Annotated in this window: 19 protein-coding genes and 1 pseudogene; 19 read left to right on the forward strand and 1 reads right to left on the reverse strand. The window is 71.1% G+C overall.

The genetic code is table 11. The features are described 5' to 3' along the window. Positions 1 to 150 precede the first annotated feature (150 nt). A complete protein-coding gene (locus V2S66_RS18755) occupies positions 151 to 903 on the reverse strand; it encodes a DNA-methyltransferase (protein WP_330796913.1) in 753 nt (250 codons plus the stop codon). 351 nt (positions 904 to 1254) lie between these two features. On the opposite strand from V2S66_RS18755, the gene V2S66_RS18760 reads away from it, so the two are divergent. From V2S66_RS18760 to V2S66_RS18845, 19 genes and pseudogenes are all read left to right on the forward strand, one after another. Further along, positions 1255 to 2415, forward strand: a complete 1161-nt coding sequence (locus V2S66_RS18760) for a C40 family peptidase (RefSeq protein ID WP_330796915.1) — start codon at positions 1255 to 1257, stop codon at positions 2413 to 2415. A 330-nt stretch (positions 2416 to 2745) separates the two neighbouring features. Further along, positions 2746 to 3030 (forward strand): hypothetical protein, encoded by a 285-nt coding sequence (locus V2S66_RS18765; protein WP_330796917.1) that lies wholly within the window; start codon positions 2746 to 2748, stop codon positions 3028 to 3030. Continuing rightward, positions 3027 to 3719, forward strand: a complete 693-nt coding sequence (locus V2S66_RS18770) for a hypothetical protein (protein WP_330796920.1) — start codon at positions 3027 to 3029, stop codon at positions 3717 to 3719. The genes V2S66_RS18765 and V2S66_RS18770 overlap by 4 nt, the downstream gene beginning before the upstream one ends. Positions 3720 to 3761: 42 nt before the next feature. Beyond that, positions 3762 to 5084: an SCO6881 family protein gene (locus V2S66_RS18775; protein ID WP_330796922.1), complete on the forward strand. Its 1323-nt coding sequence runs from the start codon at positions 3762 to 3764 to the stop codon at positions 5082 to 5084. Between the two features lie 56 nt (positions 5085 to 5140). Further along, positions 5141 to 6604: an SCO6880 family protein gene (locus V2S66_RS18780; RefSeq protein WP_330797091.1), complete on the forward strand. Its 1464-nt coding sequence runs from the start codon at positions 5141 to 5143 to the stop codon at positions 6602 to 6604. A 640-nt stretch (positions 6605 to 7244) separates the two neighbouring features. Next, the gene (locus tag V2S66_RS18785) at positions 7245 to 7709 is read left to right on the forward strand and encodes a DUF6238 family protein (protein ID WP_330796924.1); all 465 of its coding nucleotides are present in this window, start codon (positions 7245 to 7247) and stop codon (positions 7707 to 7709) included. A gap of 51 nt (positions 7710 to 7760) precedes the next feature. After that, positions 7761 to 9266, forward strand: a complete 1506-nt coding sequence (locus tag V2S66_RS18790; protein WP_413966425.1) for a VirB4 family type IV secretion system protein — start codon at positions 7761 to 7763, stop codon at positions 9264 to 9266. Positions 9267 to 9282: 16 nt separating this feature from the next. Then, positions 9283 to 9858, forward strand: a complete 576-nt coding sequence (locus V2S66_RS18795) for a hypothetical protein (protein WP_330796925.1) — start codon at positions 9283 to 9285, stop codon at positions 9856 to 9858. A 59-nt stretch (positions 9859 to 9917) separates the two neighbouring features. Continuing rightward, positions 9918 to 10145 (forward strand): hypothetical protein, encoded by a 228-nt coding sequence (locus tag V2S66_RS18800; RefSeq protein WP_330796927.1) that lies wholly within the window; start codon positions 9918 to 9920, stop codon positions 10143 to 10145. A 98-nt stretch (positions 10146 to 10243) separates the two neighbouring features. Then, positions 10244 to 10606, forward strand: coding sequence for a hypothetical protein (locus tag V2S66_RS18805; protein WP_330796930.1), 363 nt, complete (start codon positions 10244 to 10246; stop codon positions 10604 to 10606). Between the two features lie 20 nt (positions 10607 to 10626). Beyond that, a pseudogene (locus V2S66_RS34550) lies at positions 10627 to 10860 on the forward strand (DUF3560 domain-containing protein); the annotation flags it as partial. 21 nt (positions 10861 to 10881) lie between these two features. Then, positions 10882 to 11154 (forward strand): hypothetical protein, encoded by a 273-nt coding sequence (locus V2S66_RS18810; protein ID WP_330796931.1) that lies wholly within the window; start codon positions 10882 to 10884, stop codon positions 11152 to 11154. Positions 11155 to 11510: 356 nt separating this feature from the next. Beyond that, a complete protein-coding gene (locus tag V2S66_RS18815) occupies positions 11511 to 11795 on the forward strand; it encodes a hypothetical protein (protein ID WP_330796932.1) in 285 nt (94 codons plus the stop codon). A gap of 53 nt (positions 11796 to 11848) precedes the next feature. Beyond that, positions 11849 to 12919 (forward strand): hypothetical protein, encoded by a 1071-nt coding sequence (locus V2S66_RS18820; protein ID WP_330796935.1) that lies wholly within the window; start codon positions 11849 to 11851, stop codon positions 12917 to 12919. A gap of 27 nt (positions 12920 to 12946) precedes the next feature. After that, positions 12947 to 14266: a glycosyltransferase family 2 protein gene (locus tag V2S66_RS18825; RefSeq protein WP_330796937.1), complete on the forward strand. Its 1320-nt coding sequence runs from the start codon at positions 12947 to 12949 to the stop codon at positions 14264 to 14266. Then, positions 14266 to 14775, forward strand: a complete 510-nt coding sequence (locus tag V2S66_RS18830) for a hypothetical protein (RefSeq protein WP_330796938.1) — start codon at positions 14266 to 14268, stop codon at positions 14773 to 14775. The genes V2S66_RS18825 and V2S66_RS18830 overlap by 1 nt, the downstream gene beginning before the upstream one ends. 101 nt (positions 14776 to 14876) lie before the next feature. After that, on the forward strand, positions 14877 to 15368 hold the full coding sequence (locus V2S66_RS18835) for a hypothetical protein (protein ID WP_330796941.1): 492 nt from the start codon (positions 14877 to 14879) through the stop codon (positions 15366 to 15368). Then, a complete protein-coding gene (locus tag V2S66_RS18840) occupies positions 15365 to 16156 on the forward strand; it encodes a DUF317 domain-containing protein (protein ID WP_330796943.1) in 792 nt (263 codons plus the stop codon). Before V2S66_RS18835 ends, V2S66_RS18840 begins: the two co-directional genes overlap by 4 nt. After that, on the forward strand, positions 16153 to 17343 hold the full coding sequence (locus V2S66_RS18845; protein WP_330796945.1) for a hypothetical protein: 1191 nt from the start codon (positions 16153 to 16155) through the stop codon (positions 17341 to 17343). The genes V2S66_RS18840 and V2S66_RS18845 overlap by 4 nt, the downstream gene beginning before the upstream one ends. Positions 17344 to 17427: the final 84 nt, after the last annotated feature.

Raw genomic sequence — 17427 nt, forward strand, 5'->3', positions numbered from 1 at the left:
TCATCCCGGGGATCAATGGAATCGGGCACAGGCAGCTCCTAGCACCGCCGCAGCGGTCAGATGTCGAATGGGAAATGGGCGTACGGAAGCATCGGCTATCGGCTGGGACTGCCCGGGGCGGGAGGATGACCCGCCCCGGAGACTTACCGGTCAGGCCGCCAGGGTGCAGCCGTCCTGGGTCAGGGTCTGGTTCACGGCCTCGGTGAGACGCTCGGCGGCGACTTCCGCGTAGTGCGGGGTCTTCTCCACCAAGATCGCATCCCGACCCTCCAGGATCGCGGCGACGCCGGTCGAGCCCGACCCGGCGCAGAAGTCCAGGACCGTGCCACGCTCGGGGGCGATCTTCACCAGCTCCCGCATCACCTCCTCCGGCTTCTGCGTGATGTGCTTCCGCTTGGCACCCGAGGGCTGGGAGGCGCTGTAGAGGCCCGGCAGGTAGACCGCGCGGGAGGAGTCCATGGGGCCGTTGGAGCCCCACACGATGAACTCCGTGTTCTGCGTGAACCGGCCCTTCTGCGGTCTGGCCTGCGGCTTGTGCCACACCAGGATTCCCCGCCACAGCCACCCGGCGGCCTGTAGCGCGTCGGTGGTGATGGGCAATTGCCGCCAGTCGGTGAACAGCAGCGCCGTCCCGCCGGGACAGCTGAGGCGGTGGGCCTCGGTCATGATCTGGGTGAGCCAGAACCCGTAGGAGCGCTGGTCCATGTTCTCGCCGGTGAAGTCGGCAAGCCCGTGCTCGGCGTCGGCCGAGGTGTACTTCTGCTTCGCGGTACGGGAGGTGCGCTCCTTGGCGGTGCGTCCGCCGGAGTTGTACGGGGGGTCGGTGATGACCGCGTCCACGCAGTCGTCGGGAAGGCCGGCGAGCACGCTGAGCGCGTCACCCTGATGGAGGGAAAAGGGCAAAAAGGAACTCCAGTGGGCAGAGAAAGAGGGAAGGTCCGGGGTGAGGTTGTCGCCTCGAACATCCGCTGCCCGTGGCCGGCACCGAAAGACCGGCTTGGCGGCGTGAGCGGGTTCGGGAGATTCCAAAACGATAAGCCCCCGGTGTCCGTGGCGACGAGTCCTTCACGATATTTCAGATCCAAGACGCGAATTATTTGGTCGACGGCCGATCACGTCGTACAGTTTTGGAATTCCCGCCACCAGATCCCGCCCACACCGCTCCCCCGAACGAAGGACCCGCACCCTGACCCACCATCTCGTTCGACCAGTCCGCCGCCCGCTGCACACTGACCGGCCCCGGAGCCGCCACGGGTGAAGTGGCTGGCGGCCGTCCTCGGCCTGCTCTGCCTGACCCCACTCCTGATCGCCGGCCTGTCCGCGGTCTCCGCCGCCGGAGCCGGACCCGCCTCCCTCACCGCCGCCTGCACCACCGGCACCGTCGACACCGCCGCCGTCGCAGCACAGGTCGCCGCCATCCTCGGCGGCACCACCCCCGGCCCGGACTCACACGTCGACGGATTGGATCTGCCCGCCGAGCAGATCCCCAACGCTGCGGCCATCATCGTCACCGGCATCACCCTGCATGTCCCAGCTCGCGGGCAGATCATCGCCCTGGCGACCGCGCTGCAGGAATCCCGGTTGCGCAACCTCCCCTCCGGAGACCGCGATTCGGTCGGCCTGTTCCAGCAGCGGCCCACCCAGGGCTGGGGCACCCCCGCCCAACTCCTGGACCCTGTCTACGCCAGCTCGAAGTTCTACTCCGCGCTTCTCGCGGTGTCCGGCTGGCAGCAACTGACCGTCACCCAGGCCGCCCAGGCCGTGCAGAAGAGCGCCCTGCCCGACGCGTACGCGACCTGGGAACCGCTGGCCACCGCCCTGCAGCAGGCGATCACCGCCACCCTGCCCGCCGCCGAACAACCCCCCGCGAGCGCTCCGGCCGACCCGAACAGTCCGGTTGACCCGGCCGGTACGCCTGCGCCGGTCACCGGCTGCGGAACGGGCGACGACGGCTCGCTGTACGGACCAATCCCGCCCGGCACCATCCCGGCCGGCTACACCATCCCCGCCGACGCACCCGCAGCGGTCAAAACCGCGATCACCTGGGCGATGCACCAGCTCGGCACCCCGTACCAGTGGGGCGGCTCGTGCACCAACTCGCACGGCCCGGACCCGATGGGCCGCTGCGACTGCTCCAGCCTCGTCCAGCAGTCCTACCGCGCCGCCGGCATCACCCTGCCCCGCACCACCTACACCCAGATCAACGCCGGCGTCCCCATCCCACTGACCGCGATCCAGCCCGGTGACCTGCTGTTCACCGAAGGCAGCCCCGACCACCCCGAACACGTCGGCATCTACCTCGGCGCCGGACTCGTAATCGCCGCCCCACACACCGGAGCCGTCGTCCGGATCGACCCCCTGAGCCAGTGGGACGTCCTGGCCGCGCGCCGCGTCACCACCCAGCCCGCCGGCTGATCCATTTTGCCGATGTCCGGCGGATCTGTCGTCCCGGTGTCGGCTCGACGCGGAAAACCGCAGGTCGACGGTCCAGACGATCTGTCGGTTACCCCTCAACGTGTCCACACGGTCGAAGAATCCGACAGATCGGCCGGACGAATCCACCGACAAGTCGCCCGCAGAGAGTCCCCAAGCCCCTGGTCACGCCGGCGCCGGACGACAAGTTCAGCCGGAACCTACAGCTGACGTATCCGGCGAACCCCCCGCACTCCGTCCCTGCCCTGCTTTGCGTTCCAACCAAGGAGCTCGCTCATAGCCTCACCCACCCCCTCGTCCCTGCACGCCCAAGTGCTGGCCTACGACCCCGGCATCAAGCCCGCCACCGGCGGCCTGCCCGGACTCGACGTCCTGCAGAAGATCGTCAGCAGCATCAACCTCTACGGCATCATCGCGGTCGTCGGCGCGCTCGCCGCCTCCCTGGCGATGTGGGCCTGGGGCCACTTCTCCGGTGGCCACCAGGCAGAAGCCAACGGCAAGAAAGGCACGATCGCCTCGGTGGGCGCCGCCCTCGGGCTCGGCGCCGCCAACGGCCTGGTGCTGTTCTTCTCGGCCCTGGGGTCGCAGATCAAATGACCCCTCGCCGAAGCCCCGTGCCGCACCCGGCCGCCTGGTCGCCGCTCGCCCAGCGCACCGCGATCATCGCCCTGGCCACCGCGCTCCTGCTGGCCCTGGCCGGCACCGCCGCGTGGATCACCAACAGACCCAGCACCACCCACGCGACGGCCACCGCCACCACTACTCCGACACCCAGCGCCGTACCTTCGTCCGCCGTGCCCTCAGCGTCGGCGACTCCGGGCACCGGGTCGGTCGCCAGACCGCCGCGCGTCACGGATCCGCTGGTCTATGCGAAGGCCGCAGCGCAGCTGTTGTGGTCCTACGACACCCGAACCACCAGCCGTGACCAGCAGCTCTCCGGGATGCGCGCCTGGATGGCCACCGGCACGCAGTACGCGAACTGGGCGGCGATCAGCGGCCAGGAGCCGGATCCGGTGCTGTGGTCGCGGCTCGCGGACAACCGGCAGTACGCCACCGCAAAGGTCACCGAGTCCCACTTCCCCAGCGCCTTCAAGCAGGCGCTCGCTGATGATCCGGCGGCGCTGACGAAGGCGTACATCTACGCGGTTACCGTCACCGGTACCCAGACGATCGCCTGGAAGGGCGGCGGCGCTGGCGCCGAGTCGCGCGCCGTGACCCTCGCGGTCCAGTGCCGCCCGAACAGCGACTGCGCGCTGGTCGACATCGCCCCGGCCGTGGCGCCCTGACCGCCCACTTCCCACCTTCCCCGACAGAGAGGTAGCGCCCGCGTGGGCTTCTGCTCCATCCCCGTGGCCGGCAAGTTGTGCGACGCCGCCGGGGTGATCGACTTCGTCACCGACCCCGGCCACGCGATCACCGACGGCATCGGCGCCTGGATCGCCAAGTCCGCCGGCGAACTCGCCGCCGCCTACGCCGACCTGGCCGCCGAAGGCGTCGACACCACCACCCGCGTCGATCTCAATGCGACGTGGTTCCGCGACAACTACGAGATGATCTTGCCGATCGGCCTGGTCTTGATGGTGGCAACCTTCTGCGCCCAGCTGGTGCGCGCCGCCGTCAGACGCGACACCCGAGCCCTGTCCCAAGCGTTCGTCGGCACCGCCTCCGGGGTGCTGTTCTCCTTCGCCGCGATCTCCGTCACCACCGTCGCGCTCACCGCCACCGACGCGCTGTCCGACGGGCTGTTCGCCGCCGGCCATACCTCGATTCAGGACGCGGTCCGACGGATGGTGACCGTCTCCGAGATCGGCGCCATGTCCGGACTCGGCTGGCTCGTACCGACGTTCGCAGCATTCGGGGCCGCGATCGGCGCGGTGCTGTTCTGGTGCGTGATGATGGTCCGCAAGGTCGGCATCCTCGTCATGGTCACCCTCGCCGTCTTCGCCGGCAGCGGCGGAGGCTGGGAAGCAGCCCGGCGTTGGCGCAGGGGGTGGATCGAAGCCACCGCGACCCTGGTCTTCTCCAAGCTGCTGATGACGATCATCTTCCTGCTCGGCATCTCCGCGATGGGCCGCACCCAGGCAGCAGACGGCATGGGAGCGCTGGCCGACTGCATGTCCGGCATCGTGATCCTGCTGCTGGTGCTGCTGTGCCCGTACGCGGTGTTTAAGTTCGTCCACTGGGCGTCCGAGGGCGCCGACGCAGAAACCATTCACCGGGCCGGCGGCACCGGGGCCATGGTCGCCCGGCAGCACACCGAGCGCGCTGCCCGCAAGGCCGCGGCGGCGATGTCCGGCGGAGCAGCAGGCGCAGGTGCCGCCGCAGGGGCCGGATCCCCGCAAGGCCCCTCCCAGATCCCCGGACAGGGCCCCGACGGCATCGCCCAGATCAACCCCGCCGGCAGCATCAGCGGCCAGGGCCAGGAATCCGGACCGAGCGGCTCGCCTGCCGCAGCCAGCCTGGCCAAGGCGGTGCAGCCGCACCCGACCAGCCCCACCGACGGCAGCAGCAAGCAGCCCGGAGGAGCACCCGCGCCACCGGCCGCGGACTGGGGCCAGAACACGGGAACGGATTCCAGCCCCAACGGTGCCCAGCAGTCTGTCTCCGATTCCAGCGCGGCACCGCCCCAGCCGTCACCGACCGGAACCTGAACCGGCCCGGGTGAACCGACCACTCAACCGGCCTCTACCAGAAACGGTGTTCACTCATTCCTGATCAGACCGTGCCGCTCACGGTGCGTTTTCCCCACCGGCCGCGTCGCGGCATCCTGCTCGGCCTGTCCCTGCCGCAACTCCTGGCCACCTCCGCCGCCACCGGTCTGCTGATGATCACCGTCATGACTGCTGGCGTCCTGGGCGCGGTCGCCCTCCTCCCGCTGTGGGCCGCGGTTGCCGCGGTGGTGTTCGTTCGGCGCGGCGGGCGCACCCTGGTCGACTGGGCACCGGTCACCGCCCGCTACCTGTACCGGAAGTGGTCGGGGCAGCGGCTGTGGCTGGCCCGCCCGGTCTCCCGCCCGCAGGTCCAGGGCCTGCTGCACCTTCCCGGCACCACCGCCTCGCTCCGCGTCGTCTCGCCCGCCGGAGTGGAAGCAGCAGCCCTCCACGACCCGCGCAACCAGACCCTGACGGCCGTTGCCCGGGTGAACGCCCGCGCGTTTGCGCTGCTGGATCCGGCCACGCAGAACGCCAACGTGGCCGCGTGGGGGCGGGCGCTGGCCGGCGTCGCTCGCACCGGGCACATCAGGGCCGTCCAGGTCCTGGAGAGGACGGTTCCCGACTCCGGTGACGCGCTGGCCCGGCACTGGCAGCAGCACGGAAGGCCGGACGCTCCGGTCGCGGGGCAGGTGTACGGCGAACTCGTCGCCTCCGCAGGACCCGCCGCCGCCCCGCACGAGGCGTATCTCGTCGTCGCGCTGGACCTGCGGGCGGCGCGGCGGCTGGTCTCCCAGGCCGGCGGCGGCCTGCACGGCGGCTTCACCGTCCTGGGCCAGGTCACCGCCAGCATCAGCGAAGCCGCCCGCAACTCCGGCCTGGCGGTGACCGGGTGGCTCTCCACCCGGGAGATCGCCGCAGTCATCCGTACCGCCTACGACCCCGCCGCGCTCTCCCGACTCCAGCAGTGGTCACCGGCCGGATACGCCGAAGCCGACCCCGCCGCCGCCGGCCCCGTGATCCAGGTCGAGGAATCCGACCGGCTCATCACCGACACCGCGCAGCACGCCACCTACTGGGTGGAAAACTGGCCCCGGACCGAGGCCCATCCCGGGTTCCTGCACCAGCTGCTGTTCACCGCAGGCGCCCGCCGCGCCTTCTCCCTCATCTACGCACCACAGGGGCTCGAATCGGCGCTGCGCGACGTCCAGCGCCGCAAGGCCACGATCATCGCGGACGCCGCCGAGCGGCAGCGCAAAGGCCAGGTCGACTCCGAAGCCGACAGCATCGAGTACGCCGACACCAAGCAGCGCGAACGCGAGTTGATCGCCGGGCACGCCGACGTCGCCCTGACCGGCCTGCTGAGCCTGTCCGCCGACACCCGGCAGGCCCTCGACGCCGCGTGCGCCGCCGTAGAGACCGCCGCCGCCGGAAGCCAGATCGACCTGCGACGCCTGACCTACCAGCAAGCAGAAGCGTTCACCCTCGCGGCCCTGCCTCTCGCCCGGGCCGCCCTGTGACCGCCGAACCGCCGGGCCTCCCGGCACACCGCGCCGTCTCCGGCGACATCCAACTCCGGGAGCAACTGGCGGGGCTGCTGAACGAGAGCCGCGTTCGGGCGGCGAGGCGGGAAGCGCTCCTGGCACCCCATCTCGACGCCGACGGATAGGTCGTCGAAGACCAGCGCGCCGCGTACGACGACGCCAGGCTCACCAGCGCGCTCGAAGCGGCCGACTGGCTCGACAGCCTCACCGCCCACCTGGAACAGATCGCCGGCGCACCACCGCGCGAGGTCTACACCCTGGTGTTCAGTGTTCTCGGCGCCCCGCCGGACAGTTTCACGCTCTACGGCACCGACGAAGACGATGCCCTGGCCACGCTGCGGAAGCTCCCGTCCTTCCTACGCTGGTCCGACAACCAGGCTGATGCCGGTCCTCCCGGTACCAGCCCGGTGCTCGAATTCCACGGCGAATGGGCCCATCCCTATCTGGCCGCGCCGGGCCGCCGCTACGACTTGCGGGAAGAACAATCAGCTGCTGCCACCGCCCATCCTGCTGCCCGCCGCCCCCTCGCACCCTCATCCAGACCGCCCACGCCTCCCGTCGGCACCACCCCGCCCCGCCGACGCTGAACCACCAAGCCCCCACCAAGGAACCGCATTTGACCCCACCGCCCACCGCCCACGGCGAGACACACCCGTACCTGCGGGCCGCCAGCGCAGGAATTCGCCGCCACACCACGACCAGCCAGCTCGCCGGCGGTGCCGCCGACCGCGCCCACCTGGACCTGCTCCACGCGCACCTGATTACCTGCCACCACCTGGTCGACCAGCTCGACACCGCGACCCGCCCGACCTCGCCGACCGCCGGACGCCACCTGGCCACCGCCCGGACCCGGCTCTGGCAGGCAGCCGCCGCCGTCCACGACGCCTTCCACACCCTGCCGCTGACCGGACCGGCCAGCACGACACAGGTCTGTGATCCGCCGGCACGGCTGGTCGGCGGTCCGCCGTTCGTCACCATCTGCCAGCGCCACCAGGCCGCCGTCCACACCGCGCGCCGCACCACCACCTCCGCCGAGATCGACGCCCCGATCCACGGCCACACCACCACCTGCACCCGATGAACCCACCAGCCGGTCAGCCGGCTCCGACCCGCGAAGGGAGCCAAGCACCTGGTGAGCACCGGCAACCGCCGTCGTAGCAGCGCCAGCGACCTGTTCACCCCGCGCAGCACCAACCGTGCCGCCCGCAAGGCCGCCCGGCTCGCCCTGGCCGAGGCCACCGCCCGCGCCCGCGACACCGCCGACCGGGCCCCTGCGGACTCCCCGCTGGTCGAGGCGGAGATGCCCGCCCCTGCCTACCCGGCCGCCGGCCGACCCGGACCGGCATCCGCAAGAGGTGGACGGCTGAAACTCCCGGCGCACCGGATGACCACCGCCGTCGCCTCCGGCGCCTATCCCTTCCTCGCCGAGGGCGGCCTCGGCGCCGAGGGTGTCTATATCGGCCGCGACGTCCACGCCGAGGCCAGCTTCACGTTCGACCCGTTCTCCCTGTACGGGAAACTGGAAGGCTTCACCAACCCCAACGTGCTGCTCGCCGGGGTCATCGGGCAGGGCAAAAGCGCCCTGGCAAAAAGCCTCGCCCTGCGGTCGGTCGCCCACGGATACCGCGTCTACGTCCCCTGCGACCCCAAGGGCGAGTGGACATCGGTCGCCGCCGCACTCGGCGGCACCACCATCGCGCTGGGACCCGGGCTGCCGGGCAAGCTGAACCCCCTGGACGCCGCCCCCCGCCCCGACGGCACCGCCGAAGACGACTGGGCTAGCGAGGTCCGCAAACGCCGGTTGCTGCTCCTGGGGTCGCTGGCCCGCACCGTGCTGGGCCGGGACCTGCTGCCGATGGAGCACACCGCCCTCGACGTCGCCCTCGACGCCGTCGTCACCACCGCGAGCACCGCGAACCGGACACCGCTGCTCGGCGACATCGCCGCCCTCCTCAACACCCCCGATCAGCTCGATGCCGCGGCCGGATCCATGTCCGGGCGTCTGGGGGACGCCGCCCGCGACGTCGCCCACGCCCTGCGGCGCCTGGTCGCCGGCGACCTGGCCGGCATGTTCGACGCCCCCACCACCGCCGCCTTCGACCCCCACTCGCCGATGCTCACCATCGACCTGTCCCACCTGGGCGGATCCGGCGCCGACACCGCCCTCGTCCTCGCCATGACCTGCGCCAGTGCGTGGATGGAGTCGGCGCTCGCCGACCCGCGCGGCGGGCGGCGCTGGATCGTCTACGACGAGGCGTGGCGACTGATGAGCCACGGTCCCCTGCTGGAGCGGATGCAGGCGCAGTGGAAACTCAGCCGCGGCCTGGGCATCGCCAACTTGATGGTGATCCACCGGCTGTCCGACCTGCTCACCGCCGGCGACGCCGGCTCCCGCGGACGCGCCCTGGCCGAGGGGCTTCTGGCCGACTGCTCCACCCGGATCATCTACCGGCAGGAAACCGACCAGCTCATCGCCGCAGCCGGGCTTCTGGGCCTCACAGGTGTCGAAACCCAGGCCATTTCCGCCCTGCAACGAGGCCGCGGCCTGTGGAAAGTCGCGGGCAGGTCATTCGTCGTCCAGCACGCCCTGCACCCCCACGAAGCCCGGCTCTTCGACACCGACGCCAGAATGCACTGAAAGCACTGAAAGCACGATGACCCAGAATTCCGATATCCGCAGCGACCTCACACCCCGCGACGACACCCTCCACCTTATCGGCTCCCTCGGAGCCCTGAAAAGCGAAATCCTGGGCGTCGCCCACCAATGGCAACTGCTGGACGACGCCGGCCATGTGCCGGCCGAACCGTTCTTCGCCGAACTGCTCCAGCACGCCGCCGGCGCACAGAACCTCTCCCGCAATGTCGTCCAGCAGACCGCCGACTTCGCCCGGAGCCCGCACAGCACCAACCGGGCCGGCAGCGCCGTACTCGCCCACCTCGCCATGGCAGTCACCCTGTCGAGCAACGCCGTACCGAACTTCGCCGAGACCGCGGAGATCGCCCTGGCCCTGCCCCGGTCGACGAGCCCGACCGACCGGGAACACCGGGCACACCGCATGGTCATCTGCCACGCCACGGCGCGCGCCTACCTGCGTCGCACCTCGGAATCACTCCAGGACGCGGTCACCGAACTCGACAGCCACCTCGACCTCCACCGCTTCTTCACCACTGCCTCACCACAGCAGAAGCCGGTGCCTGCGCCGCCCGGGCCGGCCCCGCGGCACCGCTAGACCACACCACCCCCATTGCCCCCCAACCCACCGAGGAGACCGTGAAGCGCCCTGCCGATATGAGCGACAGCGAATGGGCTGATTGGCAGCAGTGCCAGGACGAGCACGACGACCTCATGTCGCAGGTCGCCGACCGCGAATACCAGATGGAAAGCGGCCTGATCGACTCTTACGACGAGTATGAGTTCGACTTCGGTCCCCTGCCGGAGCCGAACACGCCCACTCGCAGGACCATCACCAGCAGGCTGGCCCCGAGCCCGCCCCCACCACCCTCCAGGAGGAGATAATCGCACCCCACCCCCACACGATCGTCCCGATACCCGGCGACCACCAACTGCAGGCACGCGCCGACGATATGCGTGAACGCGGACCGAACCAGCCGGTCATGCCGCAGCGCACCCCGTCGCTGTTCCACCCCCGGCGCACCCTCCAGTTCGGAGGCGGCATGTCGGTGCGGATGGACCGCGCCACCGACACCGACCTGCTGGCATGGAGCCTGCTGTCCCGACGCTACTCGTCACGGACCGGCCTGGCGGACAACGACGTCCTGGACTACATCGACCAGCGCATCGACGCCTTCCGCGACCACCCCGGGATCGTGCTCCTCGGTGACCTCGAACGGACCGTCTTCGGCTACGCCGACGACCCCGACCAGCCCATCGATGCCGAACCGGACGAAGAACAGCCCAACCGGCCCCCACATCAGCCCCATGCGGCTGAGGATCATCGAATCGGAGAACCGCAGTAACGACTCATGACGCGGCCACAGCCGCCGCTCAGGCGCAGAAACGGGCTGACGAACTGGCCGCCGAGGCCGAGCGCCTCGAAACCGCAGCGTCGGCCGGATACGGGCGCTTCGAGCGCGGCCAGCCCATCCTGCTGGGGCACCGCTCCGCGCGGTCGGCGCTGAGAGACCGGGATCGGGCCGACAGCCAGACCCGGCGTGCCATCGCCGCCCGCCAGGATGCCCGCCGTGCTCAGGCAGCCGCCAACCTCGCCCGCGACGAGGCCCAGGTCGCAGCAGTGCGCGCCCAGCAGTCCCGGCCCTGGGCCCGCGGCGACTTCCAGCCCGGCGACACCGTCGAGGTCCGCGTCGGCCGCCGCACCGAGAAGTACCTCGTGGTGCGCGCCAACGCCAAGACTCTCACCTGCCGCAACGCCTTCACCATCGACGACACGAAGAAGACCTACGACCGGGTGCTGTCCCGGACCCGGGGCGGCGTAATCACCACCGACCCCGGCGCCGCCCTGCCGCCCGCCCCGAACAGCAGCACGGCGCCCCGCCAGGCCCGCTGACCGCGAAGCGCGGCTCTCCCCCTCGACCCCGCCTCCAGGAGGCTCACCTGGCCACCCGCTCCTGCATCGCCCGCCCCACCGCCACCGGGTACCGCGGCATCTACGTCCACGACGACGGCATCCCCAGCACCCACCTTCCGCTGCTGCTGGCCGCCTACCAGTACCGCTTCGCCCGCGACACCGAGTCGCTGGGCCGCTATCTGATCGACACCGACGCGATCGGCTGGGACTACCTCGGCGACGATCTGCTGGACGGCGCACCCGGCGACCTTCGAGCAGCGCTCGACGCGTATGCGATCGGGCCCAGCAAGCCCACCGACAGCTCCCGCGTCTTCACCAGTGACGGCAGTCCTCCCTTGCGCATGGTCTTCGACGAGTCCAGCGCACCCGACCGGCTGGAGTGGGCCTATGTGTTGCGCCCGGTCGGCGTCGAGGTCATCGCCCTCACCCAGGACACCCGCGGCCCGGTCGTCGGCTGGGACAGCGACCCCCTCCTCTCCTACAGCGACGAACCACAGCTGTGGAAACCGGACGCCCCGGCGCCGCTGACCGGACTTCGGCCCGCAGTTCCCGGTCTGACCGCCACCCGCCCGCCGGCCGCCGTACCGCCTTCCGCCCGGCAGCCCACCACGCACCGCTGAACCACTCCACGCCGAGCCCCTCCCCGACGCGCGCCCATTCCTCCCGCTACCCCTTGGAGCAGTTCATCTCCCGCATCACCCGCCTGACCCTCACCGCGACCGCCACCGCCTGCCTCGCGCTGACGGCATCCGCCTGCGACAGCAGCACCGGCGCCCCGGCGCCGGCCCACACCAGCACCCGTGCCAGCGCGAAGCCCTCGCCGCGGCCCACCGCGACGCCCGCACTGGACCGGCAGGCCGCTCTGAACCTGATCCGGCACTACTCGCAGGTCAACAACCAGGCCAACGCCCGTGACGACGCCCGTCTGCTGGACACCGTGGAGAACGACGCGCTGTTCGCGATGTCGGTGGGCGGGTACAAGCAGGACTCCGGCACCCCGGCCAAGGACCGCAAGCCCTACAAGCCGTGGTCGTATGACGTCGCTACCGCGCGCCTGTACATCCCGACGTTCCTGCCCGGCACCCCGCGGTGGTTCGCCGCCGGCCTCACCCAGACCGGCACCAGGCACCAGAGCCTGGTCGTCTTCGCCCAGCAGTCGGACCGCAGTTGGCAGATGGTCCTGGCCCCGGACCTGGACGGCATGCCGCTGCCGGACATCGCGCTGGACGCCCAGGGCTACGCCACCGCGGTCGCCGCCGACGGCAGCGCCACGCCCGGCTTCGACGCCGGAAAACTGAGGACCGGCATCACCGACATCTTCGCCACCGGCGGCAAGAACTCCGGCGCCCAGTTCTTCACCCCGACGCCGGCCAGCAAGCGGCAGACCGGCATCCACGACAAGGACCTCAACCGGCTGGGGAAGAAGGGCACCACCGCCTTCGCCGCGGCCAACAACGTCTGGAACACCGCCTACGGCCTGAAGACCACCGGCGGCGGCGCCGTGCTGCTGTTCGCGCACACCCACACCCAGACCGACACCCTCGCCCCCGGCTGGCAACTCACCGCCGGCCCCGAGACCAGAGCGTGGCTGGGCAGGACCCCGCGCACCGCGGTCACCGACACGTTCGTCTGCAACGATGCCGCCCTGATCCCCACCCCGACGGCGAAGGCGCAGCTCCTGGGCTACGGGTGCGAGCTGACCGCCGCCGACGGCCCGCCGGCAGCCCCCATGATGCGCATGTAGCCGTCACGCCCGGACAACCCGGAGGACTTGCCGCTGTTCCCCAATCCCGACTTCGAGCTCTACGACAACACCGGCCGTGCCACCGAGCAGATCCACGCCCACCACACCGGCACCCCCACCACCGATGACCTCGCCCGCTGGAACGCCGCAGCGGCCAAGCCACTGATCGACGCAGCCGGACTCCCGCCGTCGGGTCAGGGCATCACGGGCTGGACCGATCTGCTGGGCAGGGCCAGTAACGAAAGTGAGTTCCACGGCATCGCCAGCGCCGTCCTGGACGACGACGACGGCGCGGTCGCCCGCCTCCACCAGTTCCTGGTGACCGCCGCCAACTGGTACGACCAGCGCGGCGACCAGGCCAGCAGCCGGCAGCCGGCACTACCAGGGCCTGGCCGACCAGTTCGACGCGCTGGCCGACGACATGGTCCAGCTCACCGAAGACCTCGCCCGCACCGCCTACCACCGCGCCACGACGGCTGCTCAGGCGACCCGCCCCACGACGCCGCCGGTGCATCCGCCCGCCCCGCCCGGGGACGTCAAGCCGCCCCGCCGCTGACCGCCGCCGGCTTCAACTCGAAAGGAGCATGCGCGATACCCGACGTCACCGTCGTCATCGCCACCCGCCTTCGCCCCGAACGCCTCTCCTACCTTGAGGAGTTGCATGCCAGCCTCGTAGCACAGGACGCCGATTGGGAGGCCGTTCTCGCCCTCGACGGGGCCGATCCGACGCTGCTGCCCGGGACCTTGGCCGCCGATTCCCAGGTCCGGGTGCTGGCCCTGCCCCGCCCGGTCGGCGCGGCCTGCCCCCGCAACCTCGCCGTCAACCTCGCCCGCGAGAAGGCCCTGACCTGGGCTGATGATGACGACGTTCTTCCCAGGTGGAGTTTGAGCAGCCGCCTGCACCACCTGGACAACACCGGGCTCGGCTGGGTCGCCGGCTACAGTGCCGACCTCCACAGCGACGGCTCGCTCCATCTGTGGCGGTGTCCGGTGCCGCCGGGCCGGCACGAGCCGGGCGCGGTGTGGACGTACTGGCCCACCCCCCGCCACGCGATTCCGATCGGCCCGACGACGATCATGGCGCGCACCGGCTTGTGGTCCGCGATCGGCGGCATGGGCGGCCTCGTCCAGGGCGAGGACTACTGCGCGCTGAAGGTCACGCATCTGGCGGCCGGGGAACTGCTGCCGCAGGTCGTCTACCACTACCGCAAACACGAATTCCAGCTCACGAAGCTGGCCGACTACGACGAACTGGAAGACGCCGCACGGCTCTTCGCCTGGAAGTCCGGAAACGACCTGGCCTCCGTCCTTGGCTCCCGGCCGCGCACCGGCCTGAGAACCGTCTGATGAACAACGCCGAAGAACCTTCGTTGGTCGTCTCCCTCGACCGGCGGCTCGCAGACCTGACCGACACCCTCCCCGCCAGCCCTGCGGCGATCGACCTGGCCACGGCCACCGGTCACGTGGCACGCCTCAGCCACGTCACCGAGTCCGCGACCACATGGATCCGCACCGTCATGTCCAGCGAGGACCATGTTCCGTTCGCGGAGCGGGGAGCCATCGAACAGCTCACCACCGCGATGATCCCGATGGCCGACGCCCAGCAGGCCCTGACCCGAGCACTGGCGCATGTTGCCCACGGCTACCGTACGGCGGCGGTCCCCAGCGTCGCGCACAGCCACCTGCGCGCCGACGACACCACCTCCCGGGCCATCGCCGCAGACCTCTACGGCCAAGCCCGCGACCACCTCGCCAAGGCAATCGCGGAACTTCGCCGTGACCCGCGACCCGCGCCCCGCATCCCGCCGCCGCCCGCAGCACCGGCATCAGTCCCGCACGCAGGCCCCCGCCGCTGACCCGCACCCCGTTCCGTACGAAGAGGAGAACCACCTCGGCCACCCCCGACACCCCGCCCACCGCAACGACAGAAGGACCGCCGGCCGCGCCGGCCGACCGCATGTCCCGCCTCGCGACCGGCCTCGCCGCACGGCTGCCCGGTACCTGGACGAGTTCGGATCTGGACTGGTCCAACCAGGCCGAGCGCCAACGGGTGACGGACTTCCTGTGGGACCACGCCGCCATGGACCACGTCATCTTCACCTACTACCTGCCCCGCGGGGCGCTGCTGACCGCGAACGACTTCACCCAGCTCCTGATCATCGACCGCCCCACCAGGCCCGGGCAGTTCTTCGTCGGTGCCCTGCACCCATTGGGCATCGACATCACCGGACGCGACGACGTGCCACTGACCCCGCACGGCATCGCCGTCACCTCTCACCCCGCCAAGGCCGCTCACCAGGTCAGATCCCGGCTCCTGCCGCGGTACTACGCCGCGTTCACCGCCCTGCTGGGCCCGCCCCCCTCACCGCACCACCTCACCCCGGCCACCCTCTTCACCGGCGTCCCGACGCCCGCGGCCACACCGAACGCCGCGGGAGCCCGCCGATGAACAACGCCATGCTGAGCATTGCTCCGCGCTACCTGGCCGCCAGCACGGTCGAGGACCACCACGCCCACCTGGTCCACCTGGCGAAGACCGCGGCATGGACACTGCAGGCCAACGCAACCGTCACGGCCGCGACCAGCCCGTGCGGACTGGTCACCGCTCTCGCCGACCGCCCCGACAACCCCGACGCCGCGCACCTGTTCCTCAGCGCCCGCACCCACCCCGCCCGGCCCGCACGGTGGAAGGCCACCCTCGGCGGCGACCTGCCGGTCGAGTTCCTTGCCGCGATGACCACCGTCCTGAGCGCCGAGCTACTGCGCGACCCCGACTACGTGCTCTACAACCTGCCGCGCGACGGCCGACTCGTCGCCCTGCCCGGGCCCGGCATCGCCGGCTGGGACTACCACGCCGACCTCAACCTGGTGGAATGGGAGACCCGCCACCGCGGCACCCGCGCCCTGGCATACCTCCGCGACCGGGGCTCCACAGCACCGCTGCTCGCCGGCGGCGAGGACACCCTGATGATGGCCGCCGCCACCCTCGCCATCCCTGGGGGCACGGAGGTGATCTGGTGGGCCGGGTTCTCTCACGAGATACCGGCAGTGGTTACCGGCGCCTTCCTCACCACCTTCCTGGATCCCGAGCCGTTCACCCGCCCCGTCGGCGCGTTCGCGCGGCCCGACCTGGTGCCCCTGCTCACCACGAACCGCACCGCCACCACACCAGGCACCCCGATTCCACCAGGCTCGCTTGGCGGGTGGGGACGCAACCGCGGGCCGGGGGGCCGGTGAGCAGCAATATGCTGCCGGCCGGGACCCAGATCACCCTCGCCTTCAGCGCCCGCACCGGGATCGTCGCCGTCACCACCGGCACCCGCTACCAGGAAGCGGCAACGCTCCTGGTCACCGCCGGGTTCACCCGGCGTGAGGACGGCACCAGCACCCTGGCCACCGCGGACGCGGGTACAGCCCGCCGGGCACTTACTGACCTGACCCGGCTGGCCGCCGACCAGGACATGACGCTGACCGCCAGCAGCCGGGTCTGGCTGGGCGACACCACCGACCGAATCGCCGCAGGTCTGCCGGGAGTTTGGCGGTCGAGGATCGAGGTCTACGCCATGCCCGTCTGGCAGCAGGACCTCGATGGGTGCCTGTGGGACTCCGGCGGCCTGATCGACGCCGTGCGAAGCGAGCGCATCCCCTTCGGATCGGTGCTCACCGACGCCCGGGGCACTCAGCTTTTCGTGGTGGACAAGCCGGGCACCGACGGCGAACTGCTGGTCGGCGCGCTCGCCCCGGGCGGCCTTGACCAGCCGTTCGCCGGCGACCCGGCCGCCCCGCCCTCCCTGACCGTGCCCGCTGATCCCGCCCTGGCCGCGCAGGCGATCACCACAGCCCTGCTGCCCGCCTACCACCAGGCCGTGCACCAGCGCCGCGTCGAGGAAGTCGGAGACCGGCTTGACCGTGCGCTGTCCGCCGAGATCGCCCGCGTCCTGGTCCGCGGAACATGGCCGCCGGACGACGGGACCGGGCTCGGCGCGGTCATCCTCGGCCGACTCGAACACGCCCACCACGAGGCGCTGTGGGACGACTTCCGGTCCTTCCTCCTCCACGGACCCCACCTGCTGGACCACCTGGACACCGTCGCCGCGCGCCTGCGGCCGGCCGAACAGCCCGTATTGCCCGCCTTGCGCGAAGCGCTCCGGCACGGCCGCCGTGTTCACAGCGAGTGGCTGGACACCGTGCGCCGCGTGCGCGAGGGCGACAACGCCCTGGCCGGGACGACCTATGCCCAGGCCGCAGCCCAGCGCACCGCCGACGCCCGGCCGGCGCTGACCGCCTGGCTCGAACACGGACCGGCCCTGGTCGACCTCGCCCACCGGCACCCGCCCACCGCCGGTCGGCCGGCGACACCACGCGCGCTTCCACCCGCCCCTCTAGGCGGACCGCCCGGCAAACACCGCGGCACCATTTCCTGACCACGCCACCCACCCATGGAGGGCCCCGCATTCCCCACGATCCGACCCCGGCCACTGAGTTGCTGAACCACCTCACAGCCTTCG

This window comes from Actinacidiphila polyblastidii (genome assembly GCF_036353415.1).
Taxonomy (GTDB): Bacteria; Actinomycetota; Actinomycetes; order Streptomycetales; family Streptomycetaceae; genus Actinacidiphila; species Actinacidiphila polyblastidii.